Raw genomic sequence first — 16,470 nt, forward strand, 5'->3', positions numbered from 1 at the left:
CTCCCCGAGGGAGGGGACTTTTATTTGTCTCCCCCCACCGGGGGGAGCGACTCGCCGGGGGCGAGCGGAGGGGGGAGCCGCAGCGGAGAGACAACCCACGCCGACCTAACCCGCATCATCCTCGACGAATCCGGCTACACCGCGATGCTCCAGGCGGACAAGACCGCCGAGGCCGCCGGCCGCCTCGAAAACCTCACCGAACTCGCCCGCGCGATGGAGGAGTATGAAACGCTCCAGACGTTCCTCGAACACGTCTCATTGGTCATGGACAATGACGCGCGGTCGGAGGAGCCCAAGGTCACGATCATGACCATCCACGCCGCCAAGGGGCTGGAATTCGACAAGGTGTTCCTCGCCGGCTGGGAAGAAGGCGTGTTCCCCTCGCAACGCTCATTGGACGAAGGCGGCACCGCCAGCCTCGAGGAGGAACGCCGCCTGGCGTACGTCGCCATCACCCGCGCCCGCGTCGAAGCGACCATCCTCCACGCCGCCAACCGCCGCATCTACGGCCAATGGACCAGCTCCATTCCCAGCCGCTTCGTCGCCGAACTGCCCCCCGCCAATATCGAAACCGAAACCAGCATGGCCGGCGGCGAAAGCCTGTGGCGCGCCAACTGGTCCGAACGCGCCGATCCCTTCGCCAACATCCAACGCGGCGAAGGCCGCGGCCCCGGCTGGGGGCGCGCCGCCAGCGGCAATTTCACGACGACTCCCCAACGCATGGTCGAACCGAGGCAGAGCGCGGTGAGTTTAGGAAATAAGGGCCGCGACGACGTGGCACTGGGCCAGCGCGTGTTCCACCAGAAATTCGGCTACGGCGTGATCGCGGAGATTGAGGGGAATAAGCTGGAGATCGATTTTGAGGTGGCCGGGCGGAAGCGGGTGTTAGATAGTTTTGTGAGTGTATAATGATAGCCGATGGAGGGGGTGTGGAGCAGGAGTTAGATCATTTCGTCGCGGTAGAGTTCTACCGATTCAAAGCGTTTTCAAGATTTTCCATAAACTTGAGAAACTTCAACGTCCTAGTCGGGCCTAACAACGCTGGAAAGTCAACCGTTCTAATTGCGTTCCGGATTCTTGCTGCAGCTTTTAGGCGCTCAACCACAAGAAAGGCAGAGTTTTTGCACGGACCTGATGGACCGGTGCGTGGTTATAGCGTTGATTTAACTTCGATATCGGTCGCTGAAGAGAACTTGTTTTATAATTACAACGATGGTGAAGCAGCTTGGGTAAAGTTCGAGCTTTCGTCGGGCAATTCATTACTGTTATACTTTCCAGAAAGAGAGACTTGCTATCTCATTCCTGATGCACAGGGGAAGTCATGCTCAACGCCATCTGACTTCAAGCGGCATTTTCGTTGTCAGATTGGTTTCGTGCCGATCTTAGGACCTGTCGAACACCGAGAAAGATTATATGAGAAGGAAGCCGCACGACGAGCCTTGAGCAACTATGGTGCGGCGCGGAACTTCAGGAATATCTGGTATCATTTCCCTGAAGAGTTTGACGAGTTTCGCGCTCTCGTCAAACGTACTTGGCCTGGGATGGACGTCACGCCTCCGGAAATCGACTCATCGCACGAGCGGGCGGTTCTCCACATGTGGTGCCCTGAAAACCGAATGCCACGTGAAATTTTCTGGGCTGGTTTTGGGTTTCAGGTCTGGTGTCAGATGTTAACGCATCTTTTGCAATCTCGCCGGGTATCGATGTTTCTCATCGACGAACCTGACATCTATCTTCACTCCGATCTGCAACGTCAGATTCTGAACATTCTGCGGGAGCTAGGGCCTGATGTCATCTTGGCTACACACTCAACCGAGATTGTGACGGAAGCTGAGACTGACGAAATAGTCGTTGTGGATAAGCAGAAGGCTCGAGCTTCTCGACTAAAGAATGCCGGACAGCTGGAATCGGTGTTCAGAATACTAGGTTCGACCGTCAATCCTGTTCTAACGCAACTTGCGAAAACACGTCGTGTTATTTTTGTTGAGGGTCTAGATTTTCAACTACTTTCCCGCTTTGCACGTAAACTGGGTAAGGAACGTTTAGCAAACCGCTCAGACTTTGCTGTTGTTCCGGTCGAGGGCTTCAACCCTGATCGAATTCGGACGCTTAAGCGAGGAATGGAAACGACTTTGGGCGTCCAGATTGCAGCCGCCGCCATATTGGACCGCGACTATCGATCATCAGAGGAGTGCAAAGAGATCACTGTAGCGTGCAAAGAGTTTTGTGACTTTGCCGTTATCCATGATGGCAAAGAGCTGGAGAACTTTTGCCTGGTCCCAGACGCGATCGATCGTGCGGCTGTCGGGCGGGTTGCAGATCGTGCTCGACGTAGTGGAACTAAACTCGAATACATTCCAATTGCTGAATCGGCGCTGGTTTCATATGCATCTGCACGACGAAACTACGTCACGGGGCAACGAATTGCCGATCGACGCACTTACGAACGCGCGAAGGGTGGGACGGTCCACGAATCAACTCTAAATCAAGAGATTCTAGACGAAATTGAAGCAAGCTGGAATAGTAACGCCAATATATTTGCTATGATACCCGGTAAGGACGCGTTAAGTGAAGTTAATCGGGTGCTTCAAGATAAGTACAATGTTAATGTTACGCCTAACAGTATTGTTGATGCAATGAGACGTGATGAAGTGCCTCAAGAGATGGTAGATCTGATCGAGAAGTTAGACCTCTTTGCTGCAGCTAAATAGATGTTGGGCCATGCGCTGCGAGTGAACTAAGCTCCCGCCCTCACCACCTCACTCACCCTCGCCCGCGCTGCCACCAGATCATGCGCCACCTGCATCCTGAGCATCGTCTCCGCCCGCACGCCGAACGCCTGCTCGAACCGCACCGCCATGTCCGCAGACAGCGCCGCGCGGCCATTGAGCAATCCACTCATCGCCTGACGCGACACGTGGAGGCGTTCCGCCGCACCGGTCACGCTCATGCCGTGCGGTTCGACCACCTCGGTCCGCAGCCATTCGCCGGGGTGAACCGCGAAACTCGAATGAAGCTTGATCGCCATCAGTGATAATCCTCCAAATCCACATCTTCGATCACGTCACCGTCGATACGGAACGTCATTCGCCAATTCTTCGTCACCGTCAGCGACCAGATGCCGCGCCGATCGCCCGTCAATTCATGCGCGCCGTAATTGGGCGGCACGCGCAACTCCTCGGCGTCTTCGATCAAATCCAGATAAGCGAGCATCTTGCGCAGCCGATCAACGAGGTTCCCCGGCAACCCTTTGGACCTTCCGGTCTCCGCGAACTGGCGAAGCGCCTTGTGCCGAAAACTGCCGAATTCCACGGCGTCAAATAATCAACCTGATGGTGATGTGTCAAGTGTAACTTTACACATTGAACTCTCCGCTGTGGTGCGTCACCTTTGTCACCTTTGCCGGATTTACCCCGCCATTCGCGCCATCATCGCCGAGATTTGCGACCCGCGATACGGCTTGGCGATGAACTCGGCGTGGGGCGGGAGGTGCAGATCTAGGTCGGTCGCGTTGCCCGACGTGACGATGACGCGGATCGGTGGCCAGCGGTCATGGACCTGCGCCGCCAGTGCTGCGCCGTTGATGCTGCCAGGCATTTCAACGTCGGTGAACACCAGCGCGATGTCGTCGCGGCTTTCGAGCAGGGCGATCGCTTCGTCCGCATCGGCGGCTTCGATTGCGTCATATCCCGCATCCTCCATCATGTCGCACGCCGACATGCGGACGATCGGTTCGTCTTCGACGATGAGGACAGACCTGCGGCCGTCGGTCATCGGGTGAATACGCTTTCGATCATTGGCGCACGATGATTTTCATCGGCGTTCGGAAATGGGCAGACAGGCCAGTGTCAGAGTAACGAAGCGTGGTCCCGCCCGTTCCGGCCAGCCCCAGATTAATCAGGCGTGAGCCAAATCCCTTGGTCGTAGGGCTCTGCGCGGGCGGCCCGCCATGCTCGATCCAGTCGAGCATCAGCACGGCCGCATCGTCTTCGCCCTCGATCCGCCACGTCACGTCGACGCGCCCTTCGGGCACCGACAGCGCGCCATATTTGATCGCATTGGTGGTCAGTTCATGAAGCAACAGCGACATCGACAAGGCGGCCTTGGATCCGGTGACGACGGGCGGGCCGGCGGGGACGATGCGCCCATCCTGCGCCGCCGCGTTGATCACCGATTCGATGATCTGGTCAATCGGCGCATCATGCCAATTGCCGCGCATCAGGATGTCGTGGGCCGCGCCGAGCGCGTAAAGCCGTTGTTCGAGGACTTCGACGACGGCCGGATCCGCGACACGGCGCAGCGTCTGGGTCGCGATGGCCTGTGCCACCGACAGCGCGTTCTTCAGGCGGTGGCCGATCTCCTGATTGACCAGTCGCTGTTGTTGTTCGGCCTCGACGCGTTCGGTGACGTCCTCGATTGTGCCGATAAAGGTCGTCGCCCGTCCCGCTGCGTCGAATTCATACGTCCCGCGCCGCTCGATCCAGCGCAGCGCACCGGTATCGGGGCGGACGATGCGGTAAAGGGTGTCCTGCGGTCCGGGGGCGGGCTTGCGCCGCGCCGCCGCGATGGCCGCCCGGTCCTCCGCCACCAGCAGCTTTTCGAGCGCCGCGCGATCGTGTTCGTCCGCCACGCGCACCCCATAGATGCGGCAGAATTCAGGGGAGACGCGGACGATATCGCTGCCCAGATCGAAATCGAACGTGCCGATCCGACCGGCTTCCTGCGCCGATTGCGTGCGGGCATTTTGCTCATTGATCAGGTCGCCCAGCCGCCGCTCGACTGCTACCGCATCGTCGCGAATGCGCGCATGGCGGCGCAGTTCGATCATCGCCATCACCGACCGGCCCAGCGCCTCCAGCCCGCGCCGCTGCGCCGTGTTCAGCCCTTCGGGCCGCGCCACGATATCGATCACGCACAACGTCCCCAACGCGTGACCAGCCACATCGATCAGCGGCACCCCGGCATAAAAGCGGATGCCGCCTTCGCCCGTCACCAACGGGTTGGCGGCGGTACGCGGATCGCGCGTCAGGTCGGGGATGATGAAGGTTTCGCGCGCCGTGATGGCGTGCGCACAGACCGCCTGATCGACCGGCGTACTGTCGAAATCGATTCCGGCGCGCGCCTTGAACCATTGGCGGCGGTCATCGACCAGGCTGACCAGTCCGATCGGTGTCGCGCATAACGCGGTGGCGGCGGCGACAATATCGTCGAACACCGCCTCACCCGGCGTGTCGAGCAGTTCATACTGCTCCAGCGCGTGCAGCCGCCTGGCATCTTCTACCGTCGATTGCACGCCCGCCATGCGCCGCGCTTCGCCGAGTTTCGTGCGGCAATCAAGGGCAGAGGCTTGCGGTTAGGCGAGCGTCGTCCCCGCCACCGCGACGATGCTCGCCGCTTCGATATAGGCGCGCACGGCATTCCCCAGCGCGCGCCCATAGGACTGATGATGGATGCGGCGGAACCACGCGGTTTCGACTGACACGAACCAGATGATGCTGACCAAGAATGATGCCACGCCGGCAATCTGCAGGCCGACGACGTTCATCCGCAGCAGCGTGCCCGCAACGCTTGCCCACAGGGCCATCGGCGTCGCGGCATAGCATTGCGCGTAAAATGGCTGGCGCAGCGTGTCGCGCGTCACGGGCCGGTTCATCGACCGCAAGGCGCGCACAGCCATGAGCAACGGAAAGACCGAAAACATCGCCATCCGCGCAGCGAGAAGATCGGTGTCGTTGCTGATAAAGCCGGAGAGACCCACCCGCGACGCGAGCAACGGGCTGTCTCCGACGAGGGCGATTTCAAGGATGTGAGCAATGACCAATGACAGCAGCAGGAACAGCGGCGGGCTGAGCGCCGCCTGATATTGATCCTCGGGCGCGTCATTCAACTCGTCATCGGCGTAACGCATCATCGCCAACGGATGCCGCACCGCGCGCCACAGGGTCAGCGGCCAGAAGATCAACCACGACATGACCTCGTACAACAAATCGTCGAGCGACTTGAGCAGACCCATGAACCCCATAAACGCGAGGTTAGGCGGTGCGACTGCACAGGGCTAGTGCTTGACCCGGCGCGCCGGATCGCGTCGAGCGAATGACATGACGCGCGCCAGCTCCGCCATCCCCTTTGCCGTCGCGTGCCTGGGCATCGCGACGTTCGCGCTGATGGACACGACGATGAAGCGGCTGTCGATCGAACTGGGCGCCTACGCCGCGATCCTGTGGCGGCAGGGTATGGCGGCGGTCATGGCGGGTATATTCTACTTCCGTGAGCGCCAGCCCTGGCCCGGACGCGCAGCGATGCGCTTTCACCTGATGCGCGGCTGTGCCGGCGCGGTCATGGCGACGACGTGGTTTTACGGCCTGGCGCGACTGCCGATGGCGGAAGCGATTGCGCTGAGCTTCATCGCGCCGATCATCGCCTTGTTTCTCGCGCGGCTGTTGCTCGGCGAGACGGTCGGACGCGAGAGCATCATTGCCTCGCTGTTGGGGTTGGCGGGGGTGGCGGTGATGCTCGTGGCGCGGTTGGGCGACGGGACGGACCGGCATCTCGACGGCGTCGCGGCGATCCTGTTTTCAGCGGTGCTCTACGCCTGGAACCTCATCCTGATGCGGCAGCAGGCGCAGGTCGCACGCGCGATCGAAGTGGCGTTTTTCCAGAATGCGATTTCGGGTGGTTGGCTGCTCATCGCCTTGCCCTTCGTGTGGTTCGCACTGCCTTCGAGCGTCGCGATACCGCATGGCGACCAGTGGCCGCTCGTTGTCGCGGGCGCGGCATTGACCGTCGTGTCGCTGTTCCTGCTCAGCTGGGCTTATGCCCGCGCGGAGGCGCAAGCTCTGGTGCCCGTCGAATATACCGCATTCGTCTGGCTGTCGCTGTGGGGGGCGGTGTTTTACGCCGAAGCGGTGACGGTCACGACGCTGATCGGCGCGGTGCTGATCGTCGCGGGCTGCCTGTTCGCGGCTTACGGGCGACGGGCCGATTTGATCAAAGTCGAGGTCGGCGCATGAGCATTTCCGTCCGCCCCGCAATCGAGCCCGATGCGGCGACGATCCTCCGATTCGTGCGCGATCTCGCCGATTATGAGCGTGACCCCGAAGCGGTCGTGGCGACCGAGGTGATGCTGGCGCAAGCGCTGTTCGGGCCAGACCCGGCAGCCGAGGCGCTGATCGCGGATATGGACGGCCAACCCATCGGTTTTGCCTTGTTCTTCCACAATTTCTCGACCTGGACCGGGCGGCGCGGCCTCTACCTCGAAGATTTGTACATCACGCCCGACGCGCGGGGGAGCGGCGCAGGCAAAGCGTTGCTTGTCGCTTTGGCAAAAATCGCCACGACACGCGGTTGCGCGCGGTTCGAATGGTCGGTGCTCGATTGGAACGATCCCGCCATCGGCTTCTACAAATCGATCGGCGCGCAGCCGATGAACGAATGGACCGTGTTCCGCCTCGACGGAGACGCGCTCGCTAGCCTCGCAGCGTCTTGATGATCGCGGAGAAATCGAGCCCGCCATTTCCGGCATCGGCGAACGCCTGATACAATTCGCGCGCCCGCGCACCCATCGGCGTGTCGGCGCCGACCGAAGCCGCCGCTTCCTGGCTCAAATTGAGATCCTTGAGCATCAGCGCAGTCGCGAAACCGCCCTGATAATCGCGATCCGCGGGTGTCTCCGGCCCGACACCGGGCATGGGGCAATAGCTGGTCAGCGACCAGCTCTGCCCCGAAGACACGCTGGCGATGTCAAAGAACTTGTCCGCCTCCAGACCCAATTTCTCCGCCAGCGCAAACGCCTCGCACGTCGCAATCATTTCCGCGCCGAGGATCATGTTGTTGCAGACCTTCGCCGCCTGCCCCGCGCCGTTGGCGCCGGCATGGATTACCGCCTTGCCCATCGCCGCGAGGATCGGCTGCGCCCGCGCAAATGCCTCGTCCGATCCGCCGACCATGAACGTCAGCGTCCCCGCACTGGCCGCCGTGATCCCGCCCGACACCGGTGCATCGACGGCAAGCAACCCCCGATCTGTCGCCATCTGCGCGACTTCCTTGGCCGTCGCCACGTCGATGGTCGAACAGTCGAGCAGCAAAGTACCTCGCGGCGCTTCGAGCAACGCGCTCTCATAAACCTCGCGGACATGCTTGCCTGCGGGCAGCATCGTCACCACCGCCTCCGCGTCATCGGCAGCGTCAGCCGCACTCGCCGCGCGCGAACACCCCGCCGCGACTGCCTTGGCCAAAGCCTCCTCGCTCAAATCGAACGCGCGAACGGCAAAGCCTTTCGCCGCCAAATTCGCGGCCATCCCGCCGCCCATATGGCCAAGGCCGATGAAACCGATGCTGGTCATGCGGTCGTCCTATGGTTTGCGCCGGTCAGCATCGCAACGACATCGCCACGATGCACGAAACTCAGGTACAACAAATAAGCGGCCATGAACGGCGAGCCGAGGAACAGCGCTCCGAGGGCGAGCAAAATGCCGAGCGCCGAAAATTGGTTACGCCACGCCGTCCACATGGCGAATAACGCCAGGCAACAGGTGAAATCGACGATGAACTGCCCAGGCCAGCGATGCGCCGCGATCTCGCCGAAATAAGCGGGAAACAGGTAGATCCCTTCGCGCGCCACGACCGGCACGGTGTAGGCGGAAATCCCGACGAACAATGCGATCATGAACACCCGAAACCAGGCCATTCGTGCCTCCCTATTTACCCGTCCACTTCCCCGGCCGCTTCTCGACGAATGCGGCCATGCCCTCTTTCTGATCCTCGGTGCCGAACAGGCCGTGGAACAGGCGGCGTTCGAACGTCACGCCTTGCGCCAGCGTGGTTTCGAACGCGGCGTTGACCATTTCCTTGTTGGCGATAGCGGCAAGGGGCGCCATCGCAGCGATGGCGGCAGCGACCTTCATCGCTTCGTCGATCAGCCCGGCGGCGGGCACGACGCGCGCGACCAGACCCGCGCTTTCGGCTTCCGCCGCGTCCATCATCCGCCCGGTCAGGCACATCTCCATCGCCTTGGATTTACCCACCGCGCGGGCGAGGCGCTGTGATCCGCCCATGCCCGGGGTCACGCCCAGCTTGATTTCCGGCTGGCCGAACTTGGCGCTGTCCGCCGCGAGGATGAAGTCGGCCATCATCGCGACTTCACACCCGCCGCCCAGCGCATAGCCGGCAACCGCAGCGATCCACGGCTTGCGTGTCGCAGTCACCTTTTCCCAGCCGCCGAAGAAATTGCTGCCGTACATCTCGGCAAAGCCTTGGCCCGACATTTCCTTGATGTCCGCACCCGCGGCGAATGCCTTTTCGCTGCCGGTGAGGACCAGGCAGCGCTGGCTGTCGTCCGCGTCATATGCGGCAAACGCGGCGATCAGATCGGCGAGCACTTGCGAATTAAGCGCATTCAACGCCTGCGGCCGATTGAGCGTGACGAGCGTCACGGCATCGCGTCGTTCGACCAGGATGGTTTCGTATTCAGCCACAATGTCTCTCCGTCATCCCGGCGAAAGCCGGGATCCACGGTGCCGGATGAGCGGCTCTCGCGGATAGGTGGACCCCGGCTTTCGCCGGGGTGACGAGGCGGGTCAAGCCGGGAGCGGCGCCCATTCTTCGCCCTCAGGCAGCGGGGCGAAGATCGCGTCGAGCAACGCGTCCGTCACGCCTTCGGGTGTTGCCGGGTTCCAGACGGGCGCATTGTCCTTGTCGACGATGACTGCGCGCACCCCTTCCGTAAAATCGGGGCGGGTCAGCACGCGCGATGCGATGCGATACTCCATCGCCAGATTGTCGGCGAAATCGTGCAGCGTCCGGCTCGTCGCCAATTGGCGCAGCGCGACCTTCATCGTCTGTGGCGATTTGGTGCGCAATGTGGTGAGTTCCTTGTGCGCCCAATCACTCGCATCCGCTTCAAGCGCGGCGATAATGTCTTCAAGCCGATCAGGCGCGAACAAGGTGTTGATACGGTCGAGATTTCCGATGATCTTCGTTTCATCGGGTACGTCCGACGATCCGTCGAGGATCAGCGCGATCTCATGCGGCCGTTCGGCAATCCAGTCGCGAACATCCGCTATCCGGTCGCTGAGCAGATAATGCGTGGCAAGGCCGAGATACAGGCATTCAGCGCCATCTAGCCTAGCCCCGGTGAGCGCGAGAAACTTCCCGACATGACCCGGCAATCGCGACAGATACCAGCCGCCGCCGACATCGGGGAACAAGCCGATGCCCGTTTCGGGCATCGCCAGCCGCGTGTTCTCGGTCGCTACGCGGTAGCGCGCCGGTTGCGAAATACCGACGCCGCCGCCCATCGTGATCCCGTCCATGAACGCGACCACGGGCTTTAGATAAGTGAACAGCAAATGGTTGAGGCGATATTCGTCGTGAAAGAATTTGCGCCCCGACACGCCCCCATCGTTGAGTGCCGAATTGCGCAGGAACGCGATATCTCCCCCCGCGCAAAACCCTCGTCCCTCGGCATGGTCGATCACCACCGCGCCAACCGCGTCGTCGTCCCGCCACGCGACCAGCGCGGCGGTCATCGCATAGACCATGTCGAGCGTCAGGGCGTGCAGCGCCTTGGGCCGGTTGAGCGACAAATGGCCGACGGCTCCGTCGATGCGGGCGAGAATTTCGTCGGTCACTGCCGCAACAAATCTCGGCCGACAATCAACCGCATCACCTGATTGGTGCCCTCCAAAATCGAATGCACGCGCAGGTCGCGCCAGAAGCGTTCGATCGGATAATCCTTGAGGTAACCGTAGCCGCCGAACAGCTGCAGCGCGTCGTTGACGATCGCCGAGCCATTGTCGGTCGCCAGCCGCTTGGCCATCGCCGAGAAACGCGATTTGTCGGGCGCGTTGGCAGTCACCTTCGCCGCCGCCAGATAGAGCAAGGCGCGCGAGGCCTCTAGGTCCGTCGCCATGTCCGCCAGCATGAATTGCGTGTTCTGAAACTCCGCCACCGGCTGGCCGAATTGATGCCGCTCCTTGGTGTATTTGATCGCTTCGTCGAGGCAACGCTGCGCCCCGCCTAGCGAACACGCGCCGATATTCAACCGCCCGCCATCGAGCCCGGCCATCGCAAAGCGGAAGCCATCGCCCTCCGCACCGACACGGTTTTCGACCGGCACGCGGCAATCCTCGAAAATCACCTGCGCGGTCGGGCTGGCATTCCAGCCGAGCTTTTTCTCCGGCGCGCCGAACGACAGGCCGGGCGTGTCCTTTTCGATCACCAGGCACGAAATGCCTTTCGACCGGTCGTCGCTGGTGCGAACCATGCAGACGTAAATGTCGTTATAGCCGGCACCCGAAATGAACTGCTTGGTGCCGTTGAGGACGTAGTGATCGCCGTCCAGGCGCGCGGTCGTCTTGAGCGCCGCGGCGTCCGATCCCGAGCCCGGCTCGGTCAGGCAATAGCTGGCGATCTTGTCCATGCTGACCAAGTCGGGAAGGAAACGGTCCTTGATCTCCTGCCCGCCGAACCGGTCGATCATCCACGTCGCCATGTTGTGAATCGAGATATACGCGCTGGTCGCGGGGCAGCCATAAGCCATCGCCTCCATGATCAGCGCGGCCTCGAGCCGCCCCAGCCCGATCCCGCCCGATTCCTCGGACACATAGATCGCACCGAAACCCAGCTCGCCCGACGCCTTCCACACATCGACCGGATAATGGTTGGTCTCGTCCCACTCCGCCGCGAACGGCGTGATGCGGTCGGCGGTAAATTTCCGCGCCAGATCCTGAATCTCGCGCTGGTCGTCGGTCAGGTCGAATTGATTGCTCATCGGCTCACCCCATCGTCGGGATGATGAACGCTGAGTCGCCCGCGCCGCCATCGGGCCAGCGCTGGGTCACCGTTTTGACCTTGGTCCAGAAGCGAACGCCTTCCATGCCGTGCTGATTGTGGTCGCCGAACGCCGAACGCTTCCACCCGCCAAAGCTGTGATAGGCGACGGGCACCGGGATCGGCACGTTGATGCCGACCATGCCGACATTGACCCGCGCGGCGAATTCGCGCGCGGCGTGGCCGTTGCGCGTGAATATCGCCACGCCATTGCCATATTGGTGATCGCTGGCGAGTTTGAGCGCGTGTTCGAAATCGGCGGCGCGGACGATCTGTAGCACGGGGCCGAAAATCTCTTCCTTGTAGCTTTCCATCTGCGGCGTGACATGATCGAACAGCGTCGGGCCAATGAAGAAGCCCTCCTCATGCCCCTGCAGCTTGAAGCCGCGACCGTCGATCACAAGTTCGGCACCTTCGTCGACGCCGGTCTGGATCCAGTTCTCGACGCGCTGCTTGTGCGCGGCGTTGACCACCGGACCATAATGCGCGTCGGGATCGGTCGAGGTACCGATGCGCAGCGCGTTCATGGCTGGGATCATCGCCTCACGTAGTTCATTGGCGGTCTTGTCAGTCACCGGCACAACCACCGGCAGCGCCATGCAACGCTCTCCCGCCGATCCGAACGCCGCCCCGGCCAGATCGTTGACGACTTGATCGAGATCCGCGTCGGGCATGACGATGCCGTGGTTCTTGGCCCCGCCCATCGCCTGCACGCGTTTGCCGGCGGCGACACCGCGCGAATAGACGTACTGCGCGATGTCCGACGAGCCGACGAAGCTGACCGCCGCAATCGCCGGATGATCGAGGATGGCGTCGACCATTTCCTTGTCGCCGTGGACGACCTGCAGAATGCCCTCGGGCGCACCCGCTTCGAGCATCAGTTCGGCCAGCCGCACCGGCACGGACGGATCACGCTCGCTCGGCTTCAGAATGAAGGCATTGCCCGCCGCGATCGCCACGCCGAACATCCACATCGGGATCATGCCCGGGAAGTTGAACGGGGTGATCCCCGCGCCGATGCCCAAGGGCGTGCGCAGCGAATAGATGTCAATGCCCGGCCCCGCGCCCGGCGTATATTCGCCCTTCAGGAGATGCGGCACGCCGCAGGCGAATTCGATGACGTCGAGCCCGCGCTGAATATCGCCCTTTGAGTCGGCAACGACCTTGCCGTGCTCCGACGACAGCAGTTCGGCCAGCGACTGCATGTTCGCCTCGACCAGCGCCTTGAAGTTGAACATCACGCGCGCCCGGCGCTGCGGATTGGTCGCCGCCCAGCCCGGCTGCGCCGCCTGTGCCGCCGCGACGGCGCGATCCAAAGTCGCCGCATCGCCCAGGCCGACCCGCGCCTGAATCTGTCCGGAGTTCGGGTCGAACACGTCGCCATGTCGCGAAGCCGCGCCGCCAGTGCCGCCAGTGCCGCCAGAAATAAAATGGTCGATCTGTCGCATGGTCATTGTCCCGTAAAATTGGGGGTGCGGCGTTCGAGGAACGCCTTGATCGCCTCGTCATTGTCGGCGGTGGCATGAGCCAGCGCCTGCATCGCCGCCGACATGTCGAGGATGTTGGGGAGCGTCGCGGTCTGCCCTTCGCGCAGCAGGCGCTTGGCCATGCGCGTTGCGTGAGGCGGGTTGGCGGCGATCTCCGCTGCAATCTCGTGCGCCTTAGCCATCAACATTCCGTCGCTGACGACATGCGTGACCAACCCGATCCGGAGCGCCTCGCCAGCATCGATCGTGCGGCCCGTGAGCGCGAGTTCGCACGCCATCGGGAAACCGATAATCCGCGGCAGCAGCCATGCGCCGCCATCCCCCGGAATGATCCCCAGCTTCACGAAGCTCTCGGCAAAACGCGCGCTCTCGGCGGCAACGCGAATGTCGCACATCGTGGTCAGGTCGAGGCCCGCGCCGATCGCCGGGCCATTGATCGCGCACACCACCGGCACTTCCAGCGCCTGGAATGCCAGCGGGATGCGCTGGATACCCGTCTTGTAATTGCGCCGCGTCTGAACCGGCCGTTCGTCGCGCAGGCCGCCGCCCGGGACCATCTTCTTGAGGTCGCCACCGCTCGAAAACGCGCTGCCCGCGCCGGTCAGGATGACACAGCGCACCTCGATATCCGCGTCCGCCGCTTCGACCGCCGCGATCAGCGCATCGACCGTCGCGATGTCCGAAATCGGGTTGCGCCGCTCGGGCTCGTTGAGCGTCAACGTCAGGATCGCGCCATCGCGCTGCTGCAGGATCAGGTCGGTCATGTTCAGTAACTCTTCGGCAGGCCGAGCACGCGCTCGGCGACATAGTTGAAGATCATTTCGCGGCTGACGGGGGCGATGCGCGCGATCATCGCTTCGCGCAGGTAACGCTCGACATCATATTCCTTGGCATAACCCATGCCGCCATGCGTCAGCATCGCGGTTTCGCAGGCAGAGAAGCCAGCTTCGGCGCCGAGGTATTTGGCGGCATTGGCGGACGCGCCCGCATCCTCCCCGGCGTCGAAGGCACGCGCGCCTTCGAACACCATCAGGTTGGCTGCTTCCAATTCCATGAAAGCGCGCGCCAGCGGGTGCTGAATTCCCTGATTCTGCCCGATCGGCCGCCCGAACACGACGCGTTCCTTGGCATATTGGGTCGCCTTGCGCAGCGCCGCGCGACCAAGGCCTACTGCTTCCGCACCGAACAGCACGCGCTCCGGGTTCAACCCGTGCAGCAGATACTGAAATCCCTTGCCTTCCTCACCCACCAGATCGTCCGCCGGCACCGGCAGATTGTCGATGAACAGGGTGTTACACTCGACCGCCTTGCGCCCCATTTTCGGGATCGGCTGCGCATCGACATATTGGCGATCCAAGTCAGTGTAGAACAGGCTCAGCCCCTGATGCGGCTTGGCGCATTGATCCTTGGGCGTGGTCCGCGCGATGAGCAAAATCTTGTTCGCGCGCTGGGCATTGGTCGTCCAGATCTTGCGCCCGTTGATGACATAGCCGTTGCCCGATTTTTCGGCGCGGGTTTCGAGGCTGGCGGTATCCAGCCCCGAATTCGGCTCGGTTACGCCGAAACACGCCGAGTCCTCCCCCGAAATCGCGCGCGGCAACAATTCCATGCGCTGCGCCTCGGTGCCGAATTTGACGAGCGGCATCAGCCCGAAAATGTTGAGGTGTATCGCCGACGCGCCGGTGAACCCCGCGCCCGATTCGGTGACCGTCTGCATCATCAGCGCCGCTTCGGTCAGCCCCAGCCCGGCACCGCCGGCCTCCTCGGGCATGGCGATGCCCAGCCAGCCGCCCGCCGCCATGTCGTCGACGAACGCCTGCGGGAACACGCCCGTCTCGTCGGTCCGCCGCCAATACTCGTCGTCATAGGCGGCACAGACCCGCGCGACGCTGTCGCGGATCGATTGCTGGTCTTCGGTTAGCTGCACAAAGGCCTCCTAGGCCGGTGTTGCGCGCCGCTCAACCTTGGGCCTAGGGCACCCGCATGGACTTCGACTTTCAACTGGGTGAGATGGCGGACACGATCCGCGACACCACTGCCCGCTTCGCCGCGGACCGCATTGCGCCCATTGCGGCCGAAATCGATCGCAACGACCGGTTTCCGATCGAATTGTGGCCCGAAATGGGTGCGCTCGGACTCCACGGCATTACCGTGTCCGAAGACGATGGCGGTCTCGGTCTCGGCTATCTGGAGCATGTCGTCGCGCAGGAAGAAATCGCGCGCGCCTCGGCCTCGGTGGGCCTCAGCTACGGCGCGCATTCGAACCTTTGCGTCAACCAGATCAGCCGCTGGGCCAACCCCGAGCAGAAGGCCAAATACCTGCCCAAGCTGATCTCGGGCGAACATGTCGGCAGCCTGGCGATGAGCGAATCGGGCGCAGGCAGCGACGTGGTTTCGATGAAATTGCGCGCCGAAAAGACCGATAACGGCTATGTTTTGAACGGCACAAAATTCTGGATCACCAATGCCGAATATGCCGACACGCTGGTCGTCTATGCCAAGACGGGTGATGGTTCGCGCGGCATCACCACCTTCCTGATCGAAAAAGACATGGCCGGTTTCTCGATCGGCCAGAAACTCGACAAGATGGGCATGCGCGGATCGCCCACCGCCGAGCTGGTGTTCGACGATTGCGAGGTTCCGGCGGAAAACGTCATGGGCCCCGAAAATGGCGGCGTCGGCATCCTGATGTCCGGCTTGGATTACGAGCGCACGGTCCTTTCCGGCATCCAGCTGGGCATCATGCAGGCGTGTCTCGACACCGTCCTGCCCTATGTCCGTGAGCGCAAGCAATTCGGCAAACCGATCGGCAGCTTCCAGCTGATGCAGGCCAAGGTCGCCGACATGTATGTCGCGCTCAATTCTGCCCGCGCCTATGTCTATCAGGTCGCCAGGAATTGCGACGCGGGCAAGACCACGCGCTTCGACGCGGCGGGTGCGATCCTGCTGGCGAGCGAGAGCGCGGTAAAGGTCGCCAACGAGGCGATCCAGGCGCTCGGCGGCGCAGGCTATACCAAGGACTGGCCGGTCGAACGCTATTACCGCGATGCCAAGCTGCTCGACATCGGCGCCGGCACCAACGAGATCCGCCGCATGTTGATCGGCCGCGAACTGATCGGGGCGGCATGATGGGTGTGCTCAAGGCGTCCCTCCC

General features: G+C 62.2%; 18 protein-coding genes. 5 read left to right on the forward strand and 13 right to left on the reverse strand.

The features are described 5' to 3' along the window. Together ACM9ME_RS08870 and ACM9ME_RS08875 are read left to right on the forward strand one after the other, a co-directional pair. Positions 1-909, forward strand: a 909-nt coding sequence (locus ACM9ME_RS08870) for a 3'-5' exonuclease (RefSeq protein WP_415643103.1), incomplete at its 5' end; no start/stop codon positions are given. Further along, a complete protein-coding gene (locus ACM9ME_RS08875) occupies positions 909-2,711 on the forward strand; it encodes an ATP-dependent nuclease (RefSeq protein WP_415643104.1) in 1,803 nt (600 codons plus the stop codon). The genes ACM9ME_RS08870 and ACM9ME_RS08875, both read left to right, overlap by 1 nt. Positions 2,712-2,737: 26 nt before the next feature. On the opposite strand, the gene ACM9ME_RS08880 is transcribed toward ACM9ME_RS08875, so the two are convergent. From ACM9ME_RS08880 to ACM9ME_RS08900, 5 genes are all read right to left on the reverse strand, one after another. After that, positions 2,738-3,028 carry a HigA family addiction module antitoxin gene (locus tag ACM9ME_RS08880; RefSeq protein ID WP_415643105.1) on the reverse strand — a complete coding sequence of 97 codons (291 nt, stop codon included), beginning with the start codon at positions 3,026-3,028 and terminating at the stop codon, positions 2,738-2,740. Continuing rightward, the gene (locus ACM9ME_RS08885; protein ID WP_415643106.1) at positions 3,028-3,312 is read right to left on the reverse strand and encodes a type II toxin-antitoxin system RelE/ParE family toxin; all 285 of its coding nucleotides are present in this window, start codon (positions 3,310-3,312) and stop codon (positions 3,028-3,030) included. Before ACM9ME_RS08885 ends, ACM9ME_RS08880 begins: the two co-directional genes overlap by 1 nt. A 96-nt stretch (positions 3,313-3,408) precedes the next feature. Then, a complete protein-coding gene (locus tag ACM9ME_RS08890; protein ID WP_415643107.1) occupies positions 3,409-3,774 on the reverse strand; it encodes a response regulator in 366 nt (121 codons plus the stop codon). 19 nt (positions 3,775-3,793) lie between these two features. Next, positions 3,794-5,302 (reverse strand): sensor histidine kinase, encoded by a 1,509-nt coding sequence (locus ACM9ME_RS08895; RefSeq protein WP_415643108.1) that lies wholly within the window; start codon positions 5,300-5,302, stop codon positions 3,794-3,796. A 51-nt stretch (positions 5,303-5,353) separates the two neighbouring features. Further along, a complete protein-coding gene (locus tag ACM9ME_RS08900; RefSeq protein WP_415643109.1) occupies positions 5,354-6,013 on the reverse strand; it encodes a hypothetical protein in 660 nt (219 codons plus the stop codon). 85 nt (positions 6,014-6,098) lie between these two features. On the opposite strand from ACM9ME_RS08900, the gene ACM9ME_RS08905 reads away from it, so the two are divergent. Further along, complete coding sequence (locus ACM9ME_RS08905) at positions 6,099-7,010, forward strand: DMT family transporter (protein WP_415643110.1); 912 nt, start codon at positions 6,099-6,101, stop codon at positions 7,008-7,010. After that, positions 7,007-7,486, forward strand: a complete 480-nt coding sequence (locus ACM9ME_RS08910; RefSeq protein WP_415643111.1) for a GNAT family N-acetyltransferase — start codon at positions 7,007-7,009, stop codon at positions 7,484-7,486. The genes ACM9ME_RS08905 and ACM9ME_RS08910 overlap by 4 nt, the downstream gene beginning before the upstream one ends. On the opposite strand, the gene mmsB is transcribed toward ACM9ME_RS08910, so the two are convergent. From mmsB to ACM9ME_RS08950, 8 genes are all read right to left on the reverse strand, one after another. Then, positions 7,467-8,342, reverse strand: a complete 876-nt coding sequence (mmsB, locus tag ACM9ME_RS08915; RefSeq protein ID WP_415643112.1) for a 3-hydroxyisobutyrate dehydrogenase — start codon at positions 8,340-8,342, stop codon at positions 7,467-7,469. The two genes, ACM9ME_RS08910 and mmsB, sit on opposite strands and share 20 nt — an antisense overlap. Then, positions 8,339-8,686, reverse strand: coding sequence for a hypothetical protein (locus ACM9ME_RS08920; RefSeq protein WP_415643113.1), 348 nt, complete (start codon positions 8,684-8,686; stop codon positions 8,339-8,341). Before ACM9ME_RS08920 ends, mmsB begins: the two co-directional genes overlap by 4 nt. A 10-nt stretch (positions 8,687-8,696) precedes the next feature. Then, positions 8,697-9,473, reverse strand: coding sequence for an enoyl-CoA hydratase (locus tag ACM9ME_RS08925; protein ID WP_415643114.1), 777 nt, complete (start codon positions 9,471-9,473; stop codon positions 8,697-8,699). 102 nt (positions 9,474-9,575) lie between these two features. Next, positions 9,576-10,628 carry an enoyl-CoA hydratase/isomerase family protein gene (locus ACM9ME_RS08930; protein ID WP_415643115.1) on the reverse strand — a complete coding sequence of 351 codons (1,053 nt, stop codon included), beginning with the start codon at positions 10,626-10,628 and terminating at the stop codon, positions 9,576-9,578. Then, the gene (locus ACM9ME_RS08935) at positions 10,625-11,770 is read right to left on the reverse strand and encodes an acyl-CoA dehydrogenase family protein (RefSeq protein WP_415643116.1); all 1,146 of its coding nucleotides are present in this window, start codon (positions 11,768-11,770) and stop codon (positions 10,625-10,627) included. Before ACM9ME_RS08935 ends, ACM9ME_RS08930 begins: the two co-directional genes overlap by 4 nt. Before the next feature lie 4 nt (positions 11,771-11,774). Beyond that, the gene (locus ACM9ME_RS08940) at positions 11,775-13,277 is read right to left on the reverse strand and encodes a CoA-acylating methylmalonate-semialdehyde dehydrogenase (protein ID WP_415643117.1); all 1,503 of its coding nucleotides are present in this window, start codon (positions 13,275-13,277) and stop codon (positions 11,775-11,777) included. Positions 13,278-13,279: 2 nt separating this feature from the next. Continuing rightward, on the reverse strand, positions 13,280-14,080 hold the full coding sequence (locus ACM9ME_RS08945) for a crotonase/enoyl-CoA hydratase family protein (RefSeq protein ID WP_415643118.1): 801 nt from the start codon (positions 14,078-14,080) through the stop codon (positions 13,280-13,282). 2 nt (positions 14,081-14,082) lie between these two features. Further along, positions 14,083-15,243: an acyl-CoA dehydrogenase family protein gene (locus tag ACM9ME_RS08950; RefSeq protein ID WP_415643119.1), complete on the reverse strand. Its 1,161-nt coding sequence runs from the start codon at positions 15,241-15,243 to the stop codon at positions 14,083-14,085. 56 nt (positions 15,244-15,299) lie between these two features. Here ACM9ME_RS08950 and ACM9ME_RS08955 point away from each other — a divergent pair, with 56 nt between their 5' ends. Beyond that, positions 15,300-16,445, forward strand: coding sequence for an isovaleryl-CoA dehydrogenase (locus tag ACM9ME_RS08955; RefSeq protein WP_415643120.1), 1,146 nt, complete (start codon positions 15,300-15,302; stop codon positions 16,443-16,445). Positions 16,446-16,470 lie beyond the last annotated feature (25 nt).

It is taken from the genome of Sphingomonas antarctica (genome assembly GCF_965137005.1).
Taxonomy (GTDB): Bacteria; Pseudomonadota; Alphaproteobacteria; order Sphingomonadales; family Sphingomonadaceae; genus Sphingomonas_O; species Sphingomonas_O antarctica.

Bases quoted from the DNA above. Each gene is read 5' to 3' on its own strand.
- ACM9ME_RS08895 (WP_415643108.1), bottom strand. From the start codon at position 5,302: ATGGCGGGCGTGCAATCGACGGTAGAAGATGCCAGGCGGCTGCACGCG.
- ACM9ME_RS08940 (WP_415643117.1), bottom strand. From the start codon at position 13,277: ATGCGACAGATCGACCATTTTATTTCTGGCGGCACTGGCGGCACTGGC.
- ACM9ME_RS08955 (WP_415643120.1), top strand. From the start codon at position 15,300: ATGGACTTCGACTTTCAACTGGGTGAGATGGCGGACACGATCCGCGAC.
- ACM9ME_RS08905 (WP_415643110.1), top strand. From the start codon at position 6,099: ATGACGCGCGCCAGCTCCGCCATCCCCTTTGCCGTCGCGTGCCTGGGC.
- ACM9ME_RS08920 (WP_415643113.1), bottom strand. From the start codon at position 8,686: ATGGCCTGGTTTCGGGTGTTCATGATCGCATTGTTCGTCGGGATTTCC.
- ACM9ME_RS08910 (WP_415643111.1), top strand. From the start codon at position 7,007: ATGAGCATTTCCGTCCGCCCCGCAATCGAGCCCGATGCGGCGACGATC.
- mmsB (WP_415643112.1), bottom strand. From the start codon at position 8,342: ATGACCAGCATCGGTTTCATCGGCCTTGGCCATATGGGCGGCGGGATG.
- ACM9ME_RS08935 (WP_415643116.1), bottom strand. From the start codon at position 11,770: ATGAGCAATCAATTCGACCTGACCGACGACCAGCGCGAGATTCAGGAT.
- ACM9ME_RS08900 (WP_415643109.1), bottom strand. From the start codon at position 6,013: ATGGGTCTGCTCAAGTCGCTCGACGATTTGTTGTACGAGGTCATGTCG.
- ACM9ME_RS08880 (WP_415643105.1), bottom strand. From the start codon at position 3,028: ATGGCGATCAAGCTTCATTCGAGTTTCGCGGTTCACCCCGGCGAATGG.
- ACM9ME_RS08945 (WP_415643118.1), bottom strand. From the start codon at position 14,080: ATGACCGACCTGATCCTGCAGCAGCGCGATGGCGCGATCCTGACGTTG.
- ACM9ME_RS08875 (WP_415643104.1), top strand. From the start codon at position 909: ATGATAGCCGATGGAGGGGGTGTGGAGCAGGAGTTAGATCATTTCGTC.
- ACM9ME_RS08890 (WP_415643107.1), bottom strand. From the start codon at position 3,774: ATGACCGACGGCCGCAGGTCTGTCCTCATCGTCGAAGACGAACCGATC.